This window comes from Jiangella gansuensis DSM 44835 (genome assembly GCF_000515395.1).
GTDB classification, from domain to species: domain Bacteria; phylum Actinomycetota; class Actinomycetes; order Jiangellales; family Jiangellaceae; genus Jiangella; species Jiangella gansuensis.
Genome location: NZ_KI911782.1, coordinates 4,695,262 through 4,717,466, shown reverse-complemented (window position 1 = coordinate 4,717,466; position 22,205 = coordinate 4,695,262). Strand labels below are relative to the sequence as shown.

The 22,205-nt window shown below is 72.5% G+C and carries 21 protein-coding genes and 1 pseudogene; 13 read left to right on the top strand and 9 right to left on the bottom strand.

Annotation, left to right across the window (positions count from 1 at the left end):
• The first annotated feature begins 7 nt into the window (after positions 1 to 7).
• Positions 8 to 793: an enoyl-CoA hydratase/isomerase family protein gene (locus tag JIAGA_RS0122210; RefSeq protein ID WP_051426395.1), complete on the top strand. Its 786-nt coding sequence runs from the start codon at positions 8 to 10 to the stop codon at positions 791 to 793.
• Position 794: 1 nt separating this feature from the next.
• Positions 795 to 1,694: a hydroxymethylglutaryl-CoA lyase gene (locus JIAGA_RS0122205; RefSeq protein ID WP_035812856.1), complete on the top strand. Its 900-nt coding sequence runs from the start codon at positions 795 to 797 to the stop codon at positions 1,692 to 1,694.
• Between the two features lie 12 nt (positions 1,695 to 1,706).
• Here JIAGA_RS0122205 and JIAGA_RS0122200 read toward each other — a convergent pair whose 3' ends face one another.
• Positions 1,707 to 2,231 (bottom strand): GtrA family protein, encoded by a 525-nt coding sequence (locus tag JIAGA_RS0122200; RefSeq protein WP_211239791.1) that lies wholly within the window; start codon positions 2,229 to 2,231, stop codon positions 1,707 to 1,709.
• Between the two features lie 110 nt (positions 2,232 to 2,341).
• Between JIAGA_RS0122200 and JIAGA_RS0122195 the strand changes: the two genes are divergently transcribed.
• The 5 genes and pseudogenes from JIAGA_RS0122195 (at position 2,342) to JIAGA_RS31725 (ending at position 6,539) form a co-directional block, all read left to right on the top strand.
• Positions 2,342 to 3,499: a 5-(carboxyamino)imidazole ribonucleotide synthase gene (locus tag JIAGA_RS0122195; RefSeq protein ID WP_245597222.1), complete on the top strand. Its 1,158-nt coding sequence runs from the start codon at positions 2,342 to 2,344 to the stop codon at positions 3,497 to 3,499.
• Positions 3,492 to 4,025, top strand: a complete 534-nt coding sequence (gene purE, locus JIAGA_RS0122190) for a 5-(carboxyamino)imidazole ribonucleotide mutase (RefSeq protein ID WP_051426394.1) — start codon at positions 3,492 to 3,494, stop codon at positions 4,023 to 4,025. The genes JIAGA_RS0122195 and purE overlap by 8 nt, the downstream gene beginning before the upstream one ends.
• 195 nt (positions 4,026 to 4,220) lie before the next feature.
• Positions 4,221 to 4,379 (top strand): annotated as a pseudogene (locus JIAGA_RS36415) (type IV toxin-antitoxin system AbiEi family antitoxin domain-containing protein); the annotation flags it as partial.
• 270 nt (positions 4,380 to 4,649) lie between these two features.
• On the top strand, positions 4,650 to 5,288 hold the full coding sequence (locus JIAGA_RS35800) for a hypothetical protein (protein ID WP_245597221.1): 639 nt from the start codon (positions 4,650 to 4,652) through the stop codon (positions 5,286 to 5,288).
• Between the two features lie 297 nt (positions 5,289 to 5,585).
• Positions 5,586 to 6,539: a serine protein kinase RIO gene (locus tag JIAGA_RS31725; protein WP_211239790.1), complete on the top strand. Its 954-nt coding sequence runs from the start codon at positions 5,586 to 5,588 to the stop codon at positions 6,537 to 6,539.
• A 3-nt stretch (positions 6,540 to 6,542) separates the two neighbouring features.
• Here the strand turns inward: JIAGA_RS31725 and JIAGA_RS0122170 are convergent, their stop codons facing one another.
• Genes JIAGA_RS0122170 through JIAGA_RS0122150 form a run of 5 tightly spaced genes read right to left on the bottom strand, consistent with a single transcriptional unit; the run spans position 6,543 to position 12,555 of the window.
• A complete protein-coding gene (locus tag JIAGA_RS0122170) occupies positions 6,543 to 6,974 on the bottom strand; it encodes a CoA-binding protein (RefSeq protein ID WP_026877332.1) in 432 nt (143 codons plus the stop codon).
• A gap of 23 nt (positions 6,975 to 6,997) precedes the next feature.
• Complete coding sequence (locus tag JIAGA_RS31720; protein ID WP_051426393.1) at positions 6,998 to 10,102, bottom strand: coiled-coil domain-containing protein; 3,105 nt, start codon at positions 10,100 to 10,102, stop codon at positions 6,998 to 7,000.
• Positions 10,099 to 10,773, bottom strand: a complete 675-nt coding sequence (locus tag JIAGA_RS31715) for a hypothetical protein (RefSeq protein WP_035812855.1) — start codon at positions 10,771 to 10,773, stop codon at positions 10,099 to 10,101. Before JIAGA_RS31715 ends, JIAGA_RS31720 begins: the two co-directional genes overlap by 4 nt.
• Positions 10,770 to 11,333 (bottom strand): hypothetical protein, encoded by a 564-nt coding sequence (locus JIAGA_RS31710; RefSeq protein WP_051426392.1) that lies wholly within the window; start codon positions 11,331 to 11,333, stop codon positions 10,770 to 10,772. Before JIAGA_RS31710 ends, JIAGA_RS31715 begins: the two co-directional genes overlap by 4 nt.
• Before the next feature lies 1 nt (position 11,334).
• Positions 11,335 to 12,555: a hypothetical protein gene (locus tag JIAGA_RS0122150; protein ID WP_035814935.1), complete on the bottom strand. Its 1,221-nt coding sequence runs from the start codon at positions 12,553 to 12,555 to the stop codon at positions 11,335 to 11,337.
• A gap of 159 nt (positions 12,556 to 12,714) precedes the next feature.
• Here JIAGA_RS0122150 and JIAGA_RS0122145 point away from each other — a divergent pair, with 159 nt between their 5' ends.
• The 6 genes from JIAGA_RS0122145 (at position 12,715) to JIAGA_RS0122120 (ending at position 19,983) form a co-directional block, all read left to right on the top strand.
• Positions 12,715 to 13,881 (top strand): ROK family transcriptional regulator, encoded by a 1,167-nt coding sequence (locus tag JIAGA_RS0122145; protein WP_026877330.1) that lies wholly within the window; start codon positions 12,715 to 12,717, stop codon positions 13,879 to 13,881.
• 452 nt (positions 13,882 to 14,333) lie between these two features.
• A complete protein-coding gene (locus JIAGA_RS0122140) occupies positions 14,334 to 15,629 on the top strand; it encodes an extracellular solute-binding protein (protein WP_035812853.1) in 1,296 nt (431 codons plus the stop codon).
• The gene (locus JIAGA_RS0122135; RefSeq protein WP_026877328.1) at positions 15,601 to 16,575 is read left to right on the top strand and encodes a carbohydrate ABC transporter permease; all 975 of its coding nucleotides are present in this window, start codon (positions 15,601 to 15,603) and stop codon (positions 16,573 to 16,575) included. Before JIAGA_RS0122140 ends, JIAGA_RS0122135 begins: the two co-directional genes overlap by 29 nt.
• The gene (locus tag JIAGA_RS0122130) at positions 16,572 to 17,483 is read left to right on the top strand and encodes a carbohydrate ABC transporter permease (RefSeq protein ID WP_026877327.1); all 912 of its coding nucleotides are present in this window, start codon (positions 16,572 to 16,574) and stop codon (positions 17,481 to 17,483) included. The genes JIAGA_RS0122135 and JIAGA_RS0122130 overlap by 4 nt, the downstream gene beginning before the upstream one ends.
• A 1-nt stretch (position 17,484) precedes the next feature.
• Complete coding sequence (locus JIAGA_RS0122125) at positions 17,485 to 18,975, top strand: glycoside hydrolase family 3 protein (RefSeq protein ID WP_026877326.1); 1,491 nt, start codon at positions 17,485 to 17,487, stop codon at positions 18,973 to 18,975.
• A 90-nt stretch (positions 18,976 to 19,065) separates the two neighbouring features.
• Positions 19,066 to 19,983, top strand: a complete 918-nt coding sequence (locus JIAGA_RS0122120; RefSeq protein WP_084470418.1) for a UbiA prenyltransferase family protein — start codon at positions 19,066 to 19,068, stop codon at positions 19,981 to 19,983.
• Here JIAGA_RS0122120 and JIAGA_RS0122115 read toward each other — a convergent pair.
• The 3 genes from JIAGA_RS0122115 to JIAGA_RS0122105 form a co-directional block, all read right to left on the bottom strand.
• Positions 19,976 to 20,860 carry a 2-hydroxy-3-oxopropionate reductase gene (locus JIAGA_RS0122115; RefSeq protein ID WP_026877324.1) on the bottom strand — a complete coding sequence of 295 codons (885 nt, stop codon included), beginning with the start codon at positions 20,858 to 20,860 and terminating at the stop codon, positions 19,976 to 19,978. The two genes, JIAGA_RS0122120 and JIAGA_RS0122115, sit on opposite strands and share 8 nt — an antisense overlap.
• Positions 20,857 to 21,699, bottom strand: a complete 843-nt coding sequence (locus tag JIAGA_RS31705) for a hydroxypyruvate isomerase family protein (protein ID WP_051426391.1) — start codon at positions 21,697 to 21,699, stop codon at positions 20,857 to 20,859. Before JIAGA_RS31705 ends, JIAGA_RS0122115 begins: the two co-directional genes overlap by 4 nt.
• 134 nt (positions 21,700 to 21,833) lie before the next feature.
• Entirely contained in the window at positions 21,834 to 22,091 is a 258-nt protein-coding gene (locus tag JIAGA_RS0122105; RefSeq protein WP_026877323.1) for a GlsB/YeaQ/YmgE family stress response membrane protein, read from the bottom strand.
• Positions 22,092 to 22,205 lie beyond the last annotated feature (114 nt).

The window sequence follows — 22,205 nt, the reverse complement described above, 5'->3', positions numbered from 1 at the left end:
CAGCCGCATGAGCAGTGTGACGATCAACCGGCCCGATGACGCGCCCGGTGTAACAGAGCTGGTCCTCGACCGTCCCGAGGCGCTCAACGCCATCTCCACCGGTCACGCGCGCGCCATCGTCGCCGCCACCGCTGAGATCGCGGCCGACCCCGCGGTGCGCGCCGTCGTGCTGTCGTCGTCGGCGGAGCGGGCCTTCTGCGTGGGGGCCGACCTCAAGGAACGCAACACCATCGACGACGACGGGTTGCGCCGGCAGCGGCTGATCTTCCGAGCGGCGTTCACCGGCATCCTCGAGCTGCCGGTCCCGACGGTCGCCGCCGTGCACGGGCACGCCCTCGGCGGCGGGCTGGAGCTGGCGCTGAGCTGCGACCTGATCGTCGCCGACGAGACCGCGAGCCTAGGACTGCCGGAGGTGTCGGTCGGCCTGGTGCCCGGCGGCGGCGGAACCCAGCTGCTGACCCGCCGGCTGGGCTGGAACCGGGCCGCCGACCTGATCTTCACCGCCCGCCGGGTGGACGCCGCCGACGGGTTCAGGCTCGGCCTGGTCGACCGGCTGGTGCCGGCCGGGCAGGACCGCGCCGCCGCGCTCGACCTGGCCACCGCCATCGCCGCGAACTCACCGGTGGGTGTGCGCAACGCCAAGCGGGCGATGCGCCACGGGCTGGACGCGCCGCTGCGCTCCGGCCTCGACATCGAGGACGCCGCGTGGCGCGCCACCGCCTTCAGTGGGGATAGAAAGGAAGGAGTGGCGGCGTTCAACGAGAAGCGGCGTCCGGATTGGCCAGGTGAGTAGCGTGACGTTTCCCCAGCGCGTGAGCGTGCGTGAGGTCGGGCCGCGGGACGGCCTGCAGAACGAGGACCCGATCTCCACGGCCGGCAAGGTCGAGCTGATCGACGCGCTGACCCGGACCGGGGTGCGGCGCATCGAGGCGGTGTCGTTCGTGCATCCGAAGGCGATCCCGCAGATGGCCGACGCCGACGACGTGTGGTCGCGGGTCCGCCGCGATCCCCGAGTCCGCTACTCGGCGCTGGTGCCGAACCTGCGGGGTGCGCAGCGGGCGCTGGCGGCCGGCTTCACCGAGCTCGAGGTGGTGGTCTCCGCCTCCGACACGCACAACCGCAAGAACATCAACCGCTCCACCGAGGAGTCACTGGATAACTTGCCGGAGTTGGCCGGCATGGTCCACGACGGCGGCGGCACGCTGCAGCTGATCGTCTCCACCGCCTGGGGCTGCCCGTACGAGGGTGACGTGCCGGTCGAGCGGGTGCTGTGGGCGGTCGGGCGGGGCGTGGCGGCCGGCGTCGACTCGCTGGCCTACGGCGACACCACCGGCATGGCCACCCCGCCGCGGGTCACCCGGCTGGTCGAGGCGACCCGATCGGCGCACCCGGACCTGCCGCTCGGCCTGCATTTCCACAACACCCGCGGTACCGGGCTGGCCAACGTGTACGCCGCGCTGCAGCTGGGCGTCGACGACTTCGACGCGTCGGTGGGCGGACTTGGCGGCTGCCCGTACGCGCCAGGCGCCTCGGGGAACATCGCCACCGAGGAGCTGGTGTACATGCTCGAGGACATGGGCATCGACACCGGCGTGGACCTCACGGCGCTGCTCGGGGTCGCCGGGCTCGCCGAACGGCTGGTGGGCCGGAAACTGGACTCGCAGCTCCTGCGGGCCGGGCCGGCGATGCGCTGACGCGGTCCCGCGTCAGGTGATCTGCTGGGCCGCGGGCTGCGCGGCTGCCGGGAACACCCAGGTGCGGTACGACCAGAACCGGAACAGCGTGCCCAGCAGCAGCCCGACGACGTTGGCCGCGATGTTGTCGGCCAGCGGCCCCGACAGCCCCAGCACGTAGCGGGAGAACCCGAGGCAGGCCAGCGCGATGCCGAGGCCGATGCCGTTGAGCACGAAGAACAGCGCGTACTCGCGGGCCACACCGGTTCGGGCCCGGTGCCGGAACGTCCACAACCGGTTGCCGGTGTAGGTGACGCCGGTGGCCAGGACCACCGCGATGGTCTTCGCCCACAGCGGGGAGTCGTGCAGCGGGCCGATGCCGTCGTCGCCGCCGAACAGCAAGGCGTTGAAGATGGCGAGGTCGACGACGAAGCCGATGCCACCGACGGTGGCGAACTTGGTGGCCTCGCGGATCAGATGATGCAGGCCATACCAGACACGAGACGCCGCACCCAGCATTCGCGGGGCGCGGCGCGGCGGCGGCACGGTATCGAGCACGCGCCCCAGGGTAGCTGGACACCGCCCGAATCGCCGCATCACACCCTGTTCGCGCAGTTCAGGGCGCCCCGGCGGCGCCCTGCGACGGCCGCGCTGTACGCTCGTGGCCCGTGGGTGATGAAGCGACGTGGCCCGTGGTGGGCATGGTCGGTGGCGGTCAGCTGGCACGGATGACCCAACCGGCCGCGGTGGCGCTGGGCGTGCGGCTGTCGGTGCTGGCCGCCTCGCCGGAGGAATCCGCCGCGCAGGTGGTCAACGACCCGGTCATCGCGGACGAGAAGGCCCTCGCCGACCTCAGGGCGTTCGCTGCCGGGTGTGACGTGGTGACGTTCGACCACGAGCACGTCCCACCGGAGCATCTGCAGGCGCTGGAGGCTGACGGCGTGCTGGTGCGGCCTGGGTCGGCGGCGCTGTTGCACGCGCAGGACAAGGGTGCGATGCGGTCCCGGCTGACCTCGCTGGGCATTCCGTGCCCGCGGCACCGCATCGTGTCCGCGCCCGCCGACGTCGCGGAGTACAGCACGTCGCTGGGCACCGACGTCGTACTGAAGACCACTCGCGGCGGCTACGACGGCAAGGGCGTCTGGCTGGTGACGCCGTCGACGCCGGCCGAGGTGGTCGAGGAACCCTTCCGGGCCGGCGTCCCGGTGCTGGCCGAGGAGCGGGTCGACTACCGGCGTGAGCTGTCCGCCGTCGTCGCCCGGTCCCCGCACGGACAGGCCGTCGCCTATCCCGTCGTCGAGTCGGTGCAGCGCGACGGCATCTGCGTCGAGGTGGTGGCACCCGCGCCGGGCCTGTCCGAGGACCTGGCCGTGGAGGCGCAGCGGCTGGCCATCTCGGTGGCGGCCGAACTGGACGTCGTCGGCATCCTCGCCGTCGAGCTGTTCGAGACCACCGACGGCCGGCTGCTGGTGAACGAGCTGGCGATGCGGCCGCACAACTCCGGGCACTGGAGCATCGACGGCGCGGTCACCAGCCAGTTCGAGAACCACCTGCGGGCCGTGCTCGACCTGCCGCTGGGCTCGCCTGCGGCCCGGGCCCCGTACACCGTCATGGTGAACGTGCTCGGCGGCGACCTGCCCGACATCTATCCGACGTACCGGCACGTGATGGCCCGCGATCCCGAGCTCAAGGTGCACTGGTACGGCAAGGGCGTGCGGCCTGGGCGGAAGGTCGGGCACGTCACCGCCTATGGATCGGACCTGGCAGAGTTGCGCTCGCGGGCCTGGCACGCGGCCGACTACATCCGTGGAGTGATCGATGAGTGACGTCACCGGCTTGGTGACCGCGCGGGGCGACGGCCCACCGCTGGTCGGGATCGTGATGGGCTCTGACTCCGACTGGCCGGTGATGTCGGGAGCGGCTGAGGCTCTGGACGAGCTCGGCGTGGCGCACGAGGTCGGCGTCGTCTCCGCGCACCGGATGCCGCAGGCGATGCTGTCGTACGGCGAGGCCGCGGCGTCGCGAGGCCTGCGGGTGCTGATCGCCGGTGCCGGCGGCGCCGCCCACCTGCCCGGCATGCTCGCGTCGGTGACGTCGCTGCCCGTGGTGGGCGTCCCGGTGCCGCTGAAGTACCTGGACGGAATGGACTCCCTGCTGTCGATCGTGCAGATGCCGGCCGGGGTGCCGGTGGCGACGGTGTCCGTGGGCGGAGCGCGCAACGCCGGCCTCCTGGCCGCCCGCATCCTCGGCGCCTCCGACGACGAACTACGGTCGCGGCTCGACTCCTTCCGCGCATCGCTGGAGGCGGCAGCGACGGCCAAGGGCGAAGCCCTGCGCGCCCGCCTCACCTAATCCCTCTCAGGTCACGTCACTCGCCTCAGGGACGTACCGGGTGGGTTTCGCGGCCGGGTGCGACCGCCCGGCGAGTGACGTGCGCTGAGGCGCGCGACGACGGCGTTGTCCACACCGGGCCGGTCGGGTCGGACGTCGTCCACATTCAGCGGAATCGACCTGGCATCCGGTCGCCGGGAATCGCACGCTGTTCGCATGCCAGGACCCCTACGCCGAATCCCTGCGGACATCGCGGAGACGCTCGCTCGTGGGCACGGCGTTGTGGACGTCCGCGCCGCGGCCGCCGCAGGGGTGCACCCACGTCGGCTCCGGCGGCTCTGTGAGGCGGGGCTGATGACTAGGCTGCTGCCCGGCTGCTATGCATCGACGGCAGCTCAGGCGGATGCGAGCCCGTGGGAGTCGTTCCGGCTCAGGGCACGGGCATTCAGCGCTTACTGCGGCAAGGCCACGTTTCTGTCCGGCTGGTCAGCCGCTGTCATCTGGCAACTACCTGTACTCGGCCATCCGCCGGAGCGACAGACTGCGGTGCGGTCGGTCAGTGCCGGGCGGGGCCCGCGCCGCACGTCTCATGGTGACGTCCGTGCCGTCGTGCTGCCGGTCGGTCATGCGCGACGTGTGGACGGAGTGAACGCTGTCAGCCGGGCCTGGGCTGTCGCCGACGTCGCCCGCGGCAGCCCGATTCCGGCAGCGCTCGCCATGGCTGACGCCGCCGTCCGGCTCCGGCAGGACCTCGCAGACGCGGTCCAGCACATGACGCGGTGGCCGCGAGTGCACCGAGCGCGGTGGGTGGTCGAGCACGCCGATCCTTTGGCGGAGTCGCCGATCGAGACCCTCGGCCGGTTCACCTGCATCCAGTTCGGGCTGCCCATGCCGGTCAGCAACGCGTGGGTGGGGGTGGACGGCCCGGAGTTCCGCGTCGACGGGCTCTGGCCGTTCCACGGTGTCGTGTTCGAGGCCGACGGCGCGGTGAAGTACGACAACCGGCCGGATGCTTCGCAGATCGTGGCACGCCAAGGTGAGCGCGAGTGGCGGCTGCGGCGCGCCGGCCTGGACGTCGTCCGCTACGGGTGGGAGCTGGCCTGGCGGCGCCGCGCCGACCTGGCCGAGCGGTTCGCGGCCGTGCTGCGTGACAACCCACCACGCGAGCGACCGGTGCGCTGGTGGAAGCATGTCCCGGGCACCGGGCCGGTGGAGCCGGTGCCGGCGGACTGGCCGTCGCCTGGAGCGAGCATGGTGATCCTGCCTGCCGGCTGGGACCGCTGAGACTCGTCCGCCCGCCGAGCACATCCTGCGCGGATGGAGGAGCAGGGGCCGGATAAAAAGCGGTTGCGGGGGAGCCGGTGCTGCGGTTGGGTTACCCGCAGCACCGTGTCGGAAGGCCAGCGGAGTCGCTGGCGATGTGAAGGGAGGCGTGTCCGATGGCTGCCATCCAGTGGCGGCGCGCCGTCGTCTGCGCGCCAGATGCCCCTCACCTCGCCGTTCCCGCCGCCCGGCGCTGGCGCAAACGCTGAGTCGCTCGCGCACCCCGGTGGGAACCTCCCTCGTCAGGAGATCACCGCAGTGCACGACAACGACAGTTTCGCCCCGATGCGCCCGCGCGGGCGCGCCAACACCCGTGAAGAGCGCGCTGACATCGCCGAGCGCAGCCTCGACGACGCGTTCGCCGAGTACGCCGTCCGGTACGGGCTCACCGTCGCAGGCGACAACGACCCCACGACGGACGGTCCGCCCGCCGGCGACCGCTGGTCCACCTGGGACGAGTCCGCCGCCGGCGAACGCGGTCCGCAGCCGTACCCCGACTGGGTGATCACCGAGCTCGCCGCCGTCGACACCGAGCTCGGGGTGCTCAAGACCGGGAAGGAAGCGGATGTGTTCCTGCTGGAACGCGCCGTCCCCGACACCGACCGGGCCACCTTGCTGGCCGCCAAACGCTACCGGGACCTGCAGCATCGCATGTTCCACCGGGACGCCGGCTACCTGGAGGGCCGGCGGGACAAGGAGTCGCGCATCAACCGTGCCATGGCGAAGCGGACGGCGTTCGGTCGCGACGCCATCGCCGGTCAGTGGGCCTATGCCGAGTTCGCCGCGTTGTCGGCGCTCTGGTCCGCGGGTGTGGCGGTGCCGTATCCGGTGCAGATCCTCGGCACCGAGCTGCTCATGGAGTTCATCGGCGGCGACGACGGCGTGGCGGCGCCGCGGTTGGCCCAGCTGCGCCCGGATCCGGACGAGCTGGACCACCTGTGGGAGCAGCTCGTGCACAACCTGTCGTTGATGGCGCTGGCCGGGTACGCGCACGGCGACCTGTCCGCGTACAACCTGCTGGTCGAGGACGGCCGGCTGGTGATCATCGACGTGCCGCAGATCGTGGACGTGATCGGCAACCCGCATGGGCGCTCGTTCCTGGACCGCGACGTGCGCAACGTCGGGGCGTGGTTCACCGCCCGCGGCCTGCACCCGGGCCGCGTCGACGACCTCGGCGAGCTGCTCGCCGCCGAGGCACGGCTCAGCGGTTGAGGCTCAGACGCCGAGGCGCGGTCCTTCGATGGCCGGGCAGGTGTCCATGACGACCTCGAGGCCGGCGGCCGCTGCGCGCGCGGCCGCCGCTTCGTCGATGACCCCGAGCTGCAGCCACACGGCGGTGATGCCGAGCCGGTCCTTCTCCGCGATGGCGTCGTCGACGACCTCGCCGACGCGTTGGCTGTTCACGAAGCAGTCGACGACGGCGACCGGTGCGGGGACGTCGGCCAGCCGCCGGTAGCCGGTCACGCCGAGCGCGTCCTCGCCGCGCAGGTTCACCGGCACGATGGTCATGCCGAGGCCGTCGCGGACGTACTGCGAGACGCCGTAGGCAGGCCGGGCCCGGTTGCCGGACAGCCCGACGACGGCCCAGGTGGCGGGCGTGGTGAGCAGCCGGCGGACGGTGTCGGGGTCGTTCTGGTGGGTGGTCACGTGTCCACCGTATGCCGCGCCGATCAGGCGGCGCCTTCGGACTCGACGTCGAGGGTGCCGGGCCGGTAGGAGGACATCCAGGAGCGCAGCAGCTCGACCCGGTCGCTGTTGGCTTCGTTGCCGACCACAACCGGTTCTTCGTTGTACGCCATGGTGTCCGAGCGCCGGCGTAGCTTGATGTACAGCCCGGACGCCTCGATGGCGTAGCGCTCCATGTCGTCCTGCAGTGCTCCGACGACGGTGATGTTGTGGTCGTTGCCGATCCGCTCGAACAGCGCGACGGCTTCGCGGCGGTGCTGCTTGCCGAGGTTGCGCCCGAGTTCGTCGAGAATGAGCAGCAGCGGCCGGTCCGCGCCCCGCGCCAGGGCGGCGGCGCACACCAGTTTGACGGCCTTCTCGTCCATCTGTGCGGTGTTGCTGCGCAGCGTGTAGGCGGACATCCGCTGCCCCTCGGCGCGCCGCCACTTGGGGCTGACGGTCCAGCGCCACGGCTTGTCCGGCTCCGACGGCGGCTCCGGTTCGGGGAAGTCGAGCCCCGCGCCGTACCCGCCGTACTCCTGGTCCAGGCGGTCGAACTCGGCCGCGACCTTCTTCAGCATCGCCTTGATGCCCGACGCGAGTGAGGTGCGGTGGGCTCGGGCGGTCTGCTCGGCCTCGCTGTGCCCGAGCCGGGCGGCCGCGAGGTCGGAGGTGCGCCGGGCACGCTGCTCGGTGATCTGCGTGAGCTGGTGCTGGTCGTGTTCCTCGGTGTCTTCGAGATGGGTGTCGAGGGCGCGCTGCAGCGGCGCGACCAGGGCGGCTCGTGCTTCGAGGCTGCCGCCGACCCAGTTCTGCGTGACCAGCAGCTCGCGAAGCTCGGCCGTCATCTCCTCCGCCGGGGTACCGGGCGGGAAGCACCTGATGGCCACCTCGTTGGTCAGCCGGCAGGCTGCCTCGTCCCACTCCGCGGTGGTGCGGCCCTGGACATCCTGGTCGAGTTCGAGCAGATGCCGGCGGGCGGCGTCGGGGGAGTCGCCCCACGCCTTCTCGCGGTCGAGCAGGCCGAGACCGTCGCGCTCGGAGATCAGCTCCAGGCGCCGCGATTCGTGCTCGGTGAGGGTCTGCGTCAGCCGCTTGCGGGTGTCGCGCAGGCTGTTCACGCGCTCCTCGCGGGAGTTGTGGACGCCGAGCTCGCGGGCGTATGCGGCCTCGGCCTCGGCGAGTTCCGGGACCAGCGCGTCGCGGCGGTCCTGCCGCTCGATGTTGGCCTCGCGCAGCTCGCCGATCTCCTTCTGGACGGCGTCGGCCCGCTCGGCGGCGTCGGCGGCGCGGGCCCGCGCCTCCGCCCGGGCGACGGCGCCGCGGGCCTGGTCGACGGCGGCGCCGGCTTCCTCCAGGGCGGCGGAAGCGGCCTCGAGGTCAGCGGTCGCGGCGGCCACCCGCGCCGGCTGCCCGGTGATCGGGTCGGCGAACCCGCCGACGGCGATCACACCGGCGGCCGCATCGACGACGGCGGCCGGCCCGGCCTCGTCCGTGGTCGCTGTCCCGTCGACGACGGCGGCAGGCTCGCCCGCGCGGTCGGCCAGCGCGGCGAGGAACGCGGACAGGTCACGGCCGGCGTCGGCCAGCACCAGCAGCGAGCCGGGCAGGCCGGTCAGCGCGGCGGCCGCGCGGGCGCCGTCGTCCCGCGAGACCACCACGGCCTCGCGGTAGGGCGCCAGCCGCGGCTCCCACACGTCGCGCTCCGCCGGGTCGATCTCGACGACGTCGACCAGGGCGGTCGCCTCGACACCGGCGGTTCGCAGCAGCCCGACCTGCTCGGCCGCGACGTCGTCACCGGACTCCGTCGCGGCAAGCCGGCGGCGGGCGTCGCCGGCGGCGGCCCGGGCCACCGCCTGGGCGCCGAGGGCCTCCTCGAGCACTGTGCGGGCCTGCTCCCGTTCCTCGGCGGCGACCGGCGGAGTGCGGCCGTCGGCGGCCTGCGCCTCCTCGGTCAGCGACCTGAGAGTCTCGCTGAGCCGCTCGACCTGCTGGGTGGCCGCGAGGTGGGTCGCCTCCAACTCGCGGTCACGGGCGATCAGCTCGTTGCGGCGGCGCTGTGCGGCCTCGAAGCGGCGGGCGGACTCGTCGTCGTCGGTGAGCGCCGACAACCGCTCCTCGACCGCCTCGATCTCGCCGCGCAGCTCCGCTTCGCGCTCGTCGAGCTCGGCCAGCGTGCGCCGGATGTGCTCTGACTGCTCGACGCCGTCCAGCAGATGCCGGGCGCAGCGGGCGCGCCAGGCCGTGCGGGCGTCGTCGAGGAGATCCCGGGCCGCGAGCCGGCGAGCGATGCCGGCCTCGACGACCGCCATCTCGCTCTCCCAGGTCGCGAGGTCCCGCTCGGCGTCGAGGACGTCGCTGCGGTGCCGGTGCTCGGCGGTGCGCAGCACCTGCTCGTGCTCCAGCTCGCGGTCGAGGCCCGTGAGTGTGGCGAGGGCGTCGAAGATGCGGTGCGGCGGCAGGTCGTTCAGCGGCTGGGCCAGCAGGTTCGCCGTCTGACTGGAGCGTACCGACGTCGACAGGAACGACACGCAGCGCGCGTGCTGCCCGAACAAGACCCGCGACAGCTGGCCGGCGTGGACGTCGGTGCGGCCGTTGCTGCGCGGCAGCGCCTGCCACATCGCGTCGACTCCGGCCGCCCGCTCCGCTTCGGTGGCGCCGTGCGGGACGTGCAGCCCGTCGGTCCAGCGCACGTCGATGTACGGCGCCTTGCGGTTGATGCGTAGCCAGACGGTCAGCGTGTTGCTGGTCAGCATGGTGACGTCGGCCGTGCCCGGGGGCGCGAAGACACCGATGACGTAACCGCGGTCGACGTTGGACCAGCGGCCTTCCTGAGCCGCCAGTTCGGCCGTGAACAGCAGCTCAGCCGCGCCGGCCGCACCGCTGGTGAGCTTCCACTGCTCGTCGGCGTGCAGCAGGCTCAACGCCGCGATGAACGACGACTTGCCGGCGCCGTTGGAGTCCTTCGGCCCCTGCCCGGCGACGGTGACCAGGCCCTGGCCGATCATCGGCACCGGGTGCGTAGACAGCCGGGAGATGTCGACCACCTGGACGCCGACGAGCACCCGCTCGCCGACTATGTCGAAGGCGCCGCCCGAGACTGGGCTCACGTGTCGTCACTCCCTTCAGCGGTGGGCCGGCCGGGACGGCGGGCCCGGATGGCCGCGGCGAGCGGGCTGTCCGGCGCGGCCGCCAGGATCAGCTCGTGCTCCAGCCGCTCGCGGGCGGCCTTGGTGAGCCGGTGCAGCGCCGGACCGGGCAGGTACGCGGGCCCGGCGTCGGCGGTGGTTCGCCCGCGGGCCGGCGCGATCTGCACCAGCCCGGCCGCACGCAGCCGTTGCAGCGCCGGGCGGATCTCGCCGCGCGGCAGCTGGGCGTAGCGGGTCAGCTCGTCGACGGACGTCGGGTGACCGGACGTCCACGAGTCGCCGCCGATGAGCCCCTGACTACGGGGGATCGCGACCGAGTGGATGAGAACCAGCACGAGTACCGCCCGGTCCATCGACGACTGGGCGGTCGTGCCCTCAGCGGCCAGCGCGGCGGTGATGTCGTCGCGGAACCCGGTGGTCCAGTGCGTGCTGCCCACCCGGACCAGGGTGCGGCCCACCCGGGCCAGCAGCCGTTGCAGGTCGCGGCGGACGGTGGCATCGCGCAGCGCCACCAATTGCGCCTCCGCGACCGGCTCGCGGCCGTGCTCGAGCGCGGCGAACGCCGCGAGGACCTCGTCGCGGTTGCGTTCGCCCAGCTCGGCCAGGGCGGCATCGAAGACGGTGCTGCTCACGCGACGTCCTCCGGCGGGCGGGCGGCTGCATCGCCGGGCGGGCTGGGCAGCGGCAGGGAGCGCCACAGTTCGCGCAGCGTGCTCAGCTCGGCGGCACTCCACGCGGCCACCCGCGGGCCGAGCCGGACGGTGCGCGTCTCCTCGTCGAACAGGACCCACCCGGAGCCGGCGAGGCGCCGCACCCCGCCCATGGCCGCCGCGTGTAGCGCGCGCTCGTCGCGGCTGCCGGTGGCTGCCCGGAACACCGCGACGACCTGCTCGAAGGGCGCCGGCGCGGCTGGCCAGACCGGGCCGGTGGGCTCGGTCCAGCAGCAGCGCAGGCAGGCGGCGAGGACCCGCGCGGTGTCATTTGGCTGGTCGACGGCGACGCCCGGCAGGCCCAACTCGTCCAGGACGTCCGGCCGGGCGCCGGCGGGCAGCTCGGGCAGCAGCCACACGGCCTCGGCGTCCGGTTCGACCAGCCGGGTCATGCCGGCCGGGTAGGCGCTGGTGGGGGCGACCCGCTGCGGTCCGCCCGCGCGGTGCCGCGCCCACCAGAGGGCGGTGTCGTCGTCGGTCATGTCAGGCGGCGTCCTCGGCGCTCGTCCTGCGGAACGTCCCGTCCGACACCCACGACGGGCTGCCGTCGACATCGATGCGCAGGCCGTCGGACCAGGTCAGCTCGTACTCGAGGTCGGGGTGGTGGTGGATCGCGGTCAGCTCGGCCAGCAGCCGCCGGGCGGCCAGCCAGTCGTCGGTGTCGTCGAGCGCGCTCGCGACGTCGACGGCGTCGGCGCCACTCAGCAGCCGCTCGGCGGTGTCGCGCAGGCGGGCGGCGTCGTCGGCCGGGACGATGTCGCGTTCCGGTGCCGGTGCGCTGGACTCCGGCCGGGGCGGCGGCTGCCGGACGGTTCCGGCGCTGCGGCCGGCCTCGACCGCCTCGGTCAGCAGCGTCGGTGAGAACCACGGCGCGGGCGCGTCGAAGACGAAGCTGTCGAGCACCCCGGCGAGGTCGTGCTCGGATGCCGTCCGGGCGAAGCTCAACCACGACTCCACCGACAGCAAACCGAGCGCCCGGGTGGTGCCGGCCCGCTCGATCAGCCGGCCGGCGGCCTTCTCCACCGCATCGCCATAGGCGGCCAGCGCCACCCGCAGCGCGGCGCACTCGCGGTCGAGTTCCGGCCAGCGCTCCAGCACGACGGCGTGGACGTCCTCGGCCTGGCCGATGAGGTTCTTGTTGCCCCAGAGCAGCTGTGCGTGATCGCCGAGCTGCTCGGCGGTGCTGCCGGCGGCGAGGATGGCCAACTCATTGCCCAGGTGGCGGAAGATCCTGGTCAGCCGGTTGATCGAGGTACGGCCGGTCTCGGGGCTCGCGTCGGACGCCGTGACGCCCACATGCTCGAGCGTCAGCAGCTGGTGCAGTTCGGCCTGACCGCCCTGCGCCGCCATCCGGCGCAGGAACAGCAACATGACGTACGGCGCGAAGGCCGCCCGGTGGTAGCGCTCGTTGGGGCGGTCGACCACCTTGCTGATGGCGCCGTAGTCGCGCAGCACCTCGAACCGGCGGTGCACCAGGCCCGGGTCGATGGGCCGGCAGGCAGCGACCGCCTGGTCGACGGTGAGCCCTTCACGCCCGGCGTCGGCGAACGCGTCGAGGATGGCCTCGTCGACGTCGAGCAGTTCGACGTCGGAGATCATGGCGCCGGACTCGCGCGCCAAGACCGCGAAAACCTGCCGGTAGAGGCGCTCCACCGCGGCGTCGCCGGCGAGCTGATCCAGGGTCAGCTCGGGTCCGGCGGTCATGCCGGACAGCATGCCATCACTGGTGGGGACCCTTCCAACCGGCCGTCTGGCCGGAGCGGCGGCGGTGGCGCGGTACTCGCCCGTCACCGGGGCGGGATGTACGGTGTCGCCAAGAATTCTTTTCATAAGACTGTTTCCAGCTGGCGAATCGGAGGCCACGTGTCGCAACGACCTGGCACCCCGAGCCTGCTTCGGGCCATCAACGACCGCAGCGCGCTGGAGCTGCTGCTCACCGCCGGGCCACTCACTCGCGTCGATCTCGGCCGCATGACCGGGCTGTCCAAGGTGACCGCTTCCCAGCTGCTGGCGCGGCTGCAGGACCGCGGCCTGGTCGAGGTCGTCGGCACCCGCTCGGCCGGCCGCGGCCCCAGCGCCGAGGTGTACGCCGTGCGTCCCGGCTGCTCGCACTCGATCGGCGTCGAGCTCAATCCGGACCTGGCTGTCGCCGCCGTCGCCGACGTCACCGGAACCGTCGTCGGGCAGGTCTCCCAGCCGCTGGACGGCGGGCCTGCACCGCAGCGGCTGATCCACGACGTGGCGCGGGCCGCGGCGGCCGAAGCGGGCATTCACGTCGGCGACGTCGACGGCGTCGTCATCGGCATGCCGGGTGTCGTCGACCCCACCCACGGCGACATCGACCTCTCCTTCGACCTGCCCGGCTGGCACCGGGGCCTGCGCGACCGGCTCGCCGCGGACCTCGGCTGCGACGTCGCCTTCGAGAACGACGTCAACCTCGCCGCCGTCGCCGAACGGGCCGAGGGCGCCGCCCGTGACGTCGACGACATGGTGCTGCTGTGGGTGGGCCGCGGTGTCGGGCTCGCGGTCGTCCTCAGCGGCCACCTGCACCGCGGTGCCACCGGGGCGGCCGGCGAGATCGGATACCTGCCGATGCCCGGAGCGCCGTCCCCGGCCAGCGTCGACCGCCCGGCGCAGGGCGCGTTCCAGGCGCTCGTCGGTGCCGGCGCCGTCGGCGAACTGGCCCGCGAACACGGCATCCGCGCCGACGGGGCCGCCGCGGCGGTGCGGGTCGCCCTGGCCGGTGGAACGGCGACCGAGGAGTTCCTGCACGCGTTCTCGCACCGGCTGGCGCTCGGGGTGGCGTCCGTCTGCGCCGTGGTCGACCCGGCGTTGGTGGTCGTGGCCGGCGAGGTCGGCGCCGCGGGCGGAGAGCGGCTGTGCGAGCTGGTCGGCGACGACGTGCGCCGGATCGCCCCGGTGAACCCGCAGGTGGTCCCGACCGCGGTCAAGGACGCCCCGGTGCTCCGCGGCGCGGTCCTGACCGCCGTCGCCCATGCCCGGGAGAACCTCTTCGCCACGACCGAGTGAGCCCCTCTCCGGTCCTAGTCCGGGAATGATCACGTGGCCCATGGGTCTTCCCGCTCCCCCAGGGATGCTTGCCTATTGAAGCGGTAAGACGGCTGGGCGCATGGCCCGTGACCACAAGCCCGGATCGGGCCGTCGTCGTGCGCGTGCGGGCACGTCACTTGCGGGACGGACGCAGGATCAGTCTCGACGGGCGCGGTGCGTCCGCGCGGCGCATGAGGTGTCGTCGACGTGTGGGCGGGTGGTGGTGGCGGGCGTATGGCGTCGTCCACCACCAGGACCGTTCCCGCTCCACGGGGCAAGCATTCGTGGTGGAGCGGGAGAGCCCATGGGCCACGTGATCATTTCCGAGGGCGTTACGGAACTGTGACTGGCGGAACTGATAGGAAACCTTACAGTAGGACCACCTATTGAAAGGGCACCTTCCAGTTTGCGCTTGCACAGGAGGAACCGCCGTGAACAGAGCACGTCTACTCACCGCCGGCATCGCCGCCGCGGCACTTGCACTCTCCGCGTGCGGCGGTGACGGCGACGACAGCACCGAACCCGCCGCGGGGGCCGAGACCGGCGGCACTCCGGAGCCGGCCGACCTCCGGTTGTGGATCAACGGCCCGGACACTCCGCAGTCGATGCGCGACTGGCTGGTCGCCGAGTTCGAGGAACGGCACCCCGGTTCGACGCTGACCATCGAGGAGCAGCAGTGGGAGGGCCTGGTCGACCGGCTCACCACCTCGCTGGGCAGCGAGTCCGAGACCCCGGACGTCGTCGAGGTCGGCAACACGCAGGCGCCCACGTTCACCACCGTCGGCGCGTTCAGCGACATCACCGACCTGCTGCCGGACCTCGGCGGCGAGGACCTGCTCCAGGGCTTCGTCGACGCCGGCACCGCGGACGGCCGTACCTACGCGGTCCCGCTCTACGCCGGTTCGGCCTACGTCTTCTATCGCAAGGACCTGTTCGCCGCCTCCGGCATCGAGGTCCCGACCACCATGCAGGAGTTCGTCGACGCCGCGGTGAAGCTGAAGCAGGACAACGCTGGCGTCGCCAACTTCAGCGGGTTCTGGCTGCCCGGCCAGGACTGGCGCGACGGCGCGGCGTTCGTCTGGGATGCCGGCGGCGACTTCGCCGTCGAGGAGGACGGCGAGTGGGTCGGCGCGCTGTCGACCCCGGAGTCGCAGGCCGGTCTGGAACTGGTGCAGCGGCTGTTCACCGAGGCGTCCGGTGCGCCGAAGGACGGCAACGAGGCCGACGGGCACGTCCCGTTCTGTGCCGGTGAGGTCGGCATGGCACTGCGCCCGGGCTGGCTGCGCGGCAGCATCGAGGACCCGGAGCTCGGCTGCCCGGACATGATGGCGAACGTCGGCGTCTTCGCGCTGCCCGGCAGTGACGGTGAACCCGCGCCGGTGCTGCTCGGCGGCTCCAACATCGCCGTCTCCGCGACCTCGCCGAACCAGGAACTGGCGCGCGATCTGGTCGAGCTGATGCTCAGCGACGAGTTCCAGAGCCAGTACGCCGAGAACGGCCTCACCCCGGCCAAGACGTCGCTCGCGTCCGGCCTGGGCACCGACGAGTTCGCCGCGGCCACCGTCGAAGCGGTCTCGAACGCCAAGCTCACCCCCGCCGCGGCCGGTTGGGCGTCGGTCGAGGGCTCCCGGATCCTGGAGGACCTGTTCGTCGCGATCGCGAACGGCGGAGACATCCAGCAGCTCGCCGAGAACGCCGATGCGGCCATCGCCGACCAGCTCGACTAGCCCGGCCGCTGGGCCGCCGGCCGGCGGGGCGCCGGCGGCCCAGGTCGCGCCGCGACGGCGTCGAGCGGGCGTGCTGCCGTACCTCTTGCTGGTCCCGGCAGTGCTGGTGCTCGCGGCGGCGCTCGGCTATCCGCTGGTACGTCAGGCCGTCATGTCGTTCCAGGAGTACGGCCTGGCGCAGCAGTTCGGGCAGCCGCCGGAGTGGGTGGGGCTGGACAACTACGTCGAGCTGATCACGGACTCGTACCTGTGGACGGTCGTGTTCAGGTCGGTGCTGTTCTGCCTGGCCAACGCATCCATCACGATGGTGTTGGGTGTGGCGCTCGCGGTGCTGATGACGCAGACGGGACCGGGGCCGCGGCTGACGCTGCAGATCGGGTTGCTGCTGGCCTGGGCGATGCCGCACCTGGCGTCGCTGACCGTGTGGCAGTGGCTGTTCGAGGCGCAGTACGGGGTGGTCAACTGGGTGCTGGTCCAGGCCGGGTTGGAGCAGTTCGCCGGGCATTCGTGGCTGATCGACCAGCTGTCGTTCTTCACGGTCGCCACCGTCATCGTGGTGTGGATGAGCGTGCCGTTCGTGGCGTTCGCCGTCTACGCGGGGCTGACACAGGTGCCGGGCGAGCTGTACGAGGCCGCGGGCATCGACGGCGCCTCACCCTGGCAGCGCTTCCGCGCCATCACCGTCCCGCTGGTGCGGCCGGTGCTGTTGATCGTCGGCCTGCTGCAGATCATCTGGGACCTCAAGGTGTTCACCCAGATCTTCGTGTTGCAGGACGCCGGCGGGGTCACCGCGGACACCAACCTCATCGGCACGTACATCTACCGGCTCGGGCTGGGCGAGGGGGAGTTCGGCCTCGCCGCGGCCGCGTCGTGGTTCATGTTGCTGCTGACGGTGGCGCTGAGCCTCTACTACGTCCGGGTCCTGGTCCGGGAGGAGGAGCTGTGAGCACGCTGACCCCGCCGCCGACGACAACAACCGGCGGGCCGCGCCCCGCGGCACCGCCGGCGAGGCCGCCGTCTCGCCGCAGGCCGGCCCGGACCCGGCGCCGGTGGTTCGGTGTCCTGGCCGTTGCCGTCGCGCTGGTCTGGGCGTTCCCGGTCTATTGGATGCTGAACAGCTCGTTCCTGCCGTACAACCGCATCCGCAGCCCCGAGCCGTCGTTCCTCCCGCTGGGCGGCACGCTGTCGGCCTACGAGCGGGTCTTCGACAGCGACTTCTTCAGCGCGTTCCGGATGAGCGCCGTCGTCACGCTGATCACGGTGGCCGCGGCGCTGGTGTTCGCGTTCCTGGCGGCGCTGGCGTTGTCGCGGTTCCGGTTCCGCGGCCGTCGCAGCTTCATCCTGGCGGTGCTCATCATCCAGATGATCCCGGCCGAGGGGTTGTTCATCTCCCAGTTCAAGCTGCTGGAGGGGTGGCAGCTGCTCAACAGCGTGGTGGGGTTGTCGCTGCTGTACGTCGCGGCGGTGGTGCCGTTCACCATCTGGATGTTGCGCGGCTTCGTCAACGGCGTGCCGCGCGAGCTGGAGGAGGCGGCGCTGGTCGACGGCTGCAGCCGCGTGCAGGCGTTCTTCCGCATCACGTTCCCGCTGTTGGCGCCGGGCCTGGTGGCCAGCGGGGTGTACGCGTTCCTGCAGGCTTGGAACGAGTTCACGCTGGCGCTCGTCGTCATGACGAGGCCGGAGAACATGACCCTCCCGATCTGGCTCAAGACGTTCACCGAGGCCAACCGGACCAGTGACTGGGCCGGTATCATGGCCGGTTCCGTGGTGATCGCGATACCCGTGATGATCTTCTTCTTGTTCGTCCAGCACCGGATGACTTCGGGTCTGGTGTCCGGGGCGGTGAAGGGCTGAGATGACCGACCTGTCCGCGGGCCGCGCCGAGCTGCGCCGCCTCGCTCTCGCCACCATGTTCCCCGGCTTCGTCGGGCAGGGCACGCCGCCGGCGTGGCTGACCCGGCTGGCCGCAGAGGGCCTGGGCGGCGTCGTCCTGTTCGGCCGCAACGTCGACCCCGCCCGCGGGGACGCCGGGGTGGCGGAGTTGACCGCGGCGCTGCGCGACGCCGGCCCGGATCTCCTGGTCGGCATCGACGAGGAGGGCGGCGACGTCACCCGGCTCGACGTCGCGGGCGGTTCGACGCTGCCCGGCAACGCCGCGCTCGGCGCACTCGACGACCCGGAGGCGACGGAGCGGGTGGCGACCGAGATGGGGGCCAGGCTGCGAGCCTGTGGCGTCCACCTCAACTTCGCGCCGGTGGCGGACGTCGACTCCAACCCGAGGAACCCCGTCATCGGGGTGCGCTCGTTCGGTTTCGACACCGATCTGGTGTCGCGGCACGTCGCGGCGTTCGTCGCCGGTCAACAGGCGCAGGGCGTGGCGGCCACGGCCAAGCACTTCCCGGGACACGGCGGCACCAGCGAGGACAGCCACCTCACCGTCCCGTCCATCGACGACCCGCTCGAGGTGCTGCACCAGCGTGACCTGCCGCCGTTCCGGGCCGCGGTGAAGGCCGACGTGAAGATCGTCATGACGGCGCACATCCGGTTCCCCGCCCTCGACGGCGACCGCCCGGCGACGCTGTCGCGGCCCGTCATCACCGGCCTGCTGCGCGAGGAGCTGGGCTACGACGGCCTGGTGATGACCGACGGCATGGACATGCACGCCATCAGCCGCACCGTCGGGCACCCCGAGGGGGCCGTTCTGGCGCTGCTGGCAGGCGTCGACGCCCTGTGCGTCGGCGGTGACACCGTCGGCCCGGAGACCCTCGAGGCGATGGCCGACGCCATGGTGAGCGCCGTGGAATCGGGCCGGCTACCGGAACAGCGGCTGGCCGAGGCGGCCGGTCGGGTGGCGGCCCTGCGCCGCTGGCTGGCCGCGGCCAGGCCGGGGCCGGTGTCCGGTGGTGCCGCGGCCGATGCCGCCCGGCGGGCCGTGTCCGCAACCGGCGACCTGCGGCTGGACGGTCCGCCACTGGTGCTCCAGCTCGAAGACGAGCCGTCCATCGCGGCCGGGCCGATCCCGTGGGGCGTCGCGGACCTCCTCGCCGAGCGCGTGCCCGGCACCGTTGTCGTCCGGCTGACCGAGCGGGCCCCGGACGTCACCGGCGTACTGGCCGAGTACCCGGACCGCAGGGTCATCGTCGGCGTCCGCGGGGTGCGGCGCCGCCCCTGGCAGGTGGGCGTGGTGACGGCGGCCCGGGCGCTGCGGCCGGACCTCATCGTCGTCGACCACGACGTCAACCCGGTCGCCGACGTCCTCGGCGAGCACTACGTCCGCACGCACGGCGCGGCCCGGGTGACCGCGCAGGCCGCCGCCGACCTGTTGGCCGGGCAGCTCGCGCGCTGACACGTCGCAGAAGTCGCTCCCTCTCGCAGGGACGCCGCTCCCTCGCGCGGGGGAGGCGGCCCGGTGCCGGGGGCCGGGAGCATCGGTGGCATGGCTCGCGATACGAGTGTCCGCCTGTGGTCCGTGCCCCGTCAGGTCGTCGGCGACGTTCTGGCGATCGGCCGGCCGTGGTTCTGGTTCGTCTCGCTCGTGCCGTACTACCTGGGCTTCGTGCTGGCCACCCGGCGGATGCTGCCGACGTTGGAGCAGCTGCCGACGCTGGCGGTCGGCGCCGTCGTGATCGGCCCGCTGGTGTGGGTGTCCGTGCTGGCCGTGAACGACGCCAACGACCTGCGCGGTGACCTGCTCAACCCGCGCAAGGCTGGGACGCCGCTGACCAGCGGACGGGTGTCGGTGCGTGCCGCGCGGTGGATCGCGGCCGGCTCCGGTGGGCTGGCGGTGGCGGTGGCGTTCACGCTCGGCCCGCTGTTCGCGGCCGGCACTCTCGCCGTCGTCGTCGTCGGATGGGCGTACAGCGCACCGCCACTGCGGCTGAAGGCCCGCCCGGGCGCCGACGTCGCGGTGAACGCCCTCGCGATCGGGGCGGTCGGGCAGCTGGCCGGGTGGTCCATGGTCCGGCCGCTGGCCGAGTTCCCGTGGCCGATGGCGGTGCTTGGGACGCTGGTCGGTGCCGCGCTGTACCTGCCGACGACGCTCGCGGACCTGCGGGCCGACCGGATCAGCGGGTACACCACCGTCGCGGTGCGGCTGGGCCCGACGCGCACGTACCGGCTCGGGCTGGCGCTGTGGACCGCGGCCGCGGTGCTGTCGCTGGTGATGTCCGCCACCGGCGTGGTCATCCCACGCAGCATGCTGACGATGGAAGTGGTCCTGGTGCCGCTGCTGATCGTGGCCTACCACCGGCTGGTACGCGCCGAGCAGTCGTTCCGCGGCATCGTCACGATCGCGGTGCTGTTCCTGGTGCCGAGTGTGACGTTCGTGCTCACCTACACCGGCGTCGTCAGCTAGGCCCGCGGCCGGAGAGCTGCTCCACCAACAGGAGCAGCGCGGTGTGGTCCAGCGATCCGTGACCCTGCGCCCGCAACGACGCCATCAGCTGCGCCACCAGTGCCCCGGCCGGAATGACCACGCCGGCCTCGCGGGCGGCGGCGGTGACGATACCGAGGTCCTTGTGGTGCAGGTCGACCCGGAAGCCCGGAGCGAAGTCGCGGCCCAGCATGGCCGGCGCCTTGCGGTCCAGGACGGCGCTACCGGCCAGCCCGCCGCCGAGCACCGTGACCGCGCGTTCCCGGTCCACACCGTGGGCGTCGAGGAACACCAGCGCCTCGGCTACCAGCTCGAGCGTGCCGGCGACGATCAGCTGGTTGGCCGCCTTCACCGTCTGGCCGGAGCCCGCCGGGCCCACGTGCACGACGGTGGTCCCGAGCGCGTCGAGGACCGGCCGCACCTCGTCGAACGTGGCCTCGTCGCCGCCGACCATGACGGAGAGGGTGGCGTCGACGGCGCCCTGCTCACCGCCGCTGACCGGGGCGTCGAGAACTCGCACCCCGCGCTCCGCGCCGGCCGCCGCCAGCTCGCGCGCGACGTCCGGCCGGATGGTGCTCATGTCGACCAGGACGGTGCCGGGTGCGGCACCGGCCAGGACGCCGTCGTCGCCGAGCACCACCTCCTGGACGTCCGGGGAGTCCGGCAGCATGGTGATGACGATGTCGGCCTCGGCCACGGCTTCGACTACGGAGCCGGCGCCACGACCGCCAGCGGCGACGAACCGCTCCACCTTCTCCGGGCTGCGGTTGTAGCCGACGACCGTGAAGCCCGCGTTCACCAGGTTGGCCGCCATCGGCCCGCCCATCACGCCGAGGCCGATGAATGCGATGGTGGTCATGCCGGGTTGTCCTCCTCGTGCCGAGCCGTGCCCCAGGCCGCGAGCCAGGCGTCGCGCCAGGCGAACGGGTCGGGATCGGTGCTCACATGTTCCAGCGCGAACCAGCCGTCGTAGCCGGTGTCGAGCAGTTGCGCCACCCAGGACCGCAGCGGCAGATCGCCGGTGCCCGGGGCGCCGCGTCCGGGGGCGTCAGCCACCTGCACGTGGGCGATGCGCTCGCGGTGCCGCCGGATGGCCGCCTCGACGTCGTCGCCGTTAACGGCCAGGTGGTACACGTCGAGGAGTAGGTCGAGGTTGCCGCGGCCGGTGCGCGCCGTCACCCGGTCGATGACGGCGACGGCGTCGTCGGCGGTGCGCAGCGGATAGGCGTCCACACCGCTGACCGGTTCGATCAGAACTGTCGCGCCGATCGAGGCCAGCCGGGTAGCGGCGTAAGCGAGATTGCCGGCAGCCACGTCGTCCTGGTGTGCGGGGTCGTGGCCGGCCAGCCGGTTGCCGTAGAGGGCGTTGAAGGACCGGCAGCCCAGCGCGGCGCCGATGCCGGCGGCGACGTCGACACTGGCGCGCAGCTCGGCTTCGCGGCCCGGCCACGAGACCACGCCGCGGTCGCCGCCCGGGAGGTCGCCGGCGAACAGGTTCAGCCCGATCAGCGTCAGTCCGGAGGCGCGCACGGCCGTGACGAACGCGTCGACGTCGGTGTTGGTGGGCGTCGCGGTGGCGAACGGCCACCAGAACTCGACAGCCTCGAAGCCGGCCGCGCGGACCGCCTCGAGCCGGTCCGGGATCGGGCGGTCGGCGAGCAGGGTGGAACAGTTCACGGCGAAGCGTGGCGTCGGCATGGACCTCCTCGGGCTCCGGCTGGCCGCGGTATCGGGCGAGCGCCGGTTGCGATTATCGCCGCCGAGGGGTCGGTCATGAACGGGCGGGTACCGGGACGGCGCCATCCGGCGACGCCCGGTACCCGCGGGTGAGGTCAGCTCTTCTTGCTGCGAGCGGCGAGCCCTTCGGCGGTGCCCACCAGCAGCACGGCCGCGACGACCGCGACGATGAAACCGATGACGTTGAGCTCGAAGATGTCACCGGTGCCGATCAGGTTGGCCACCAGACCCCCGATCACCGAGCCGGCCAGGCCGAGCAACAGTGTGGCGATCCAGCCGAGGTTCTGTTTGCCCGGCTTGATGAGCCGGGCCAGTGCGCCGATGATCAGGCCGGCGACGATGAATCCGATCATGGTTCCTCCTTGTCAGATGCACCAGTACCCAGCATCGGTCCCAGCATCTCGCAGATCGGCGGGTTCTGCCCGGCACCGGCCCGGATGCACGCCGCCAGTTCGCCGCGGCGGGGA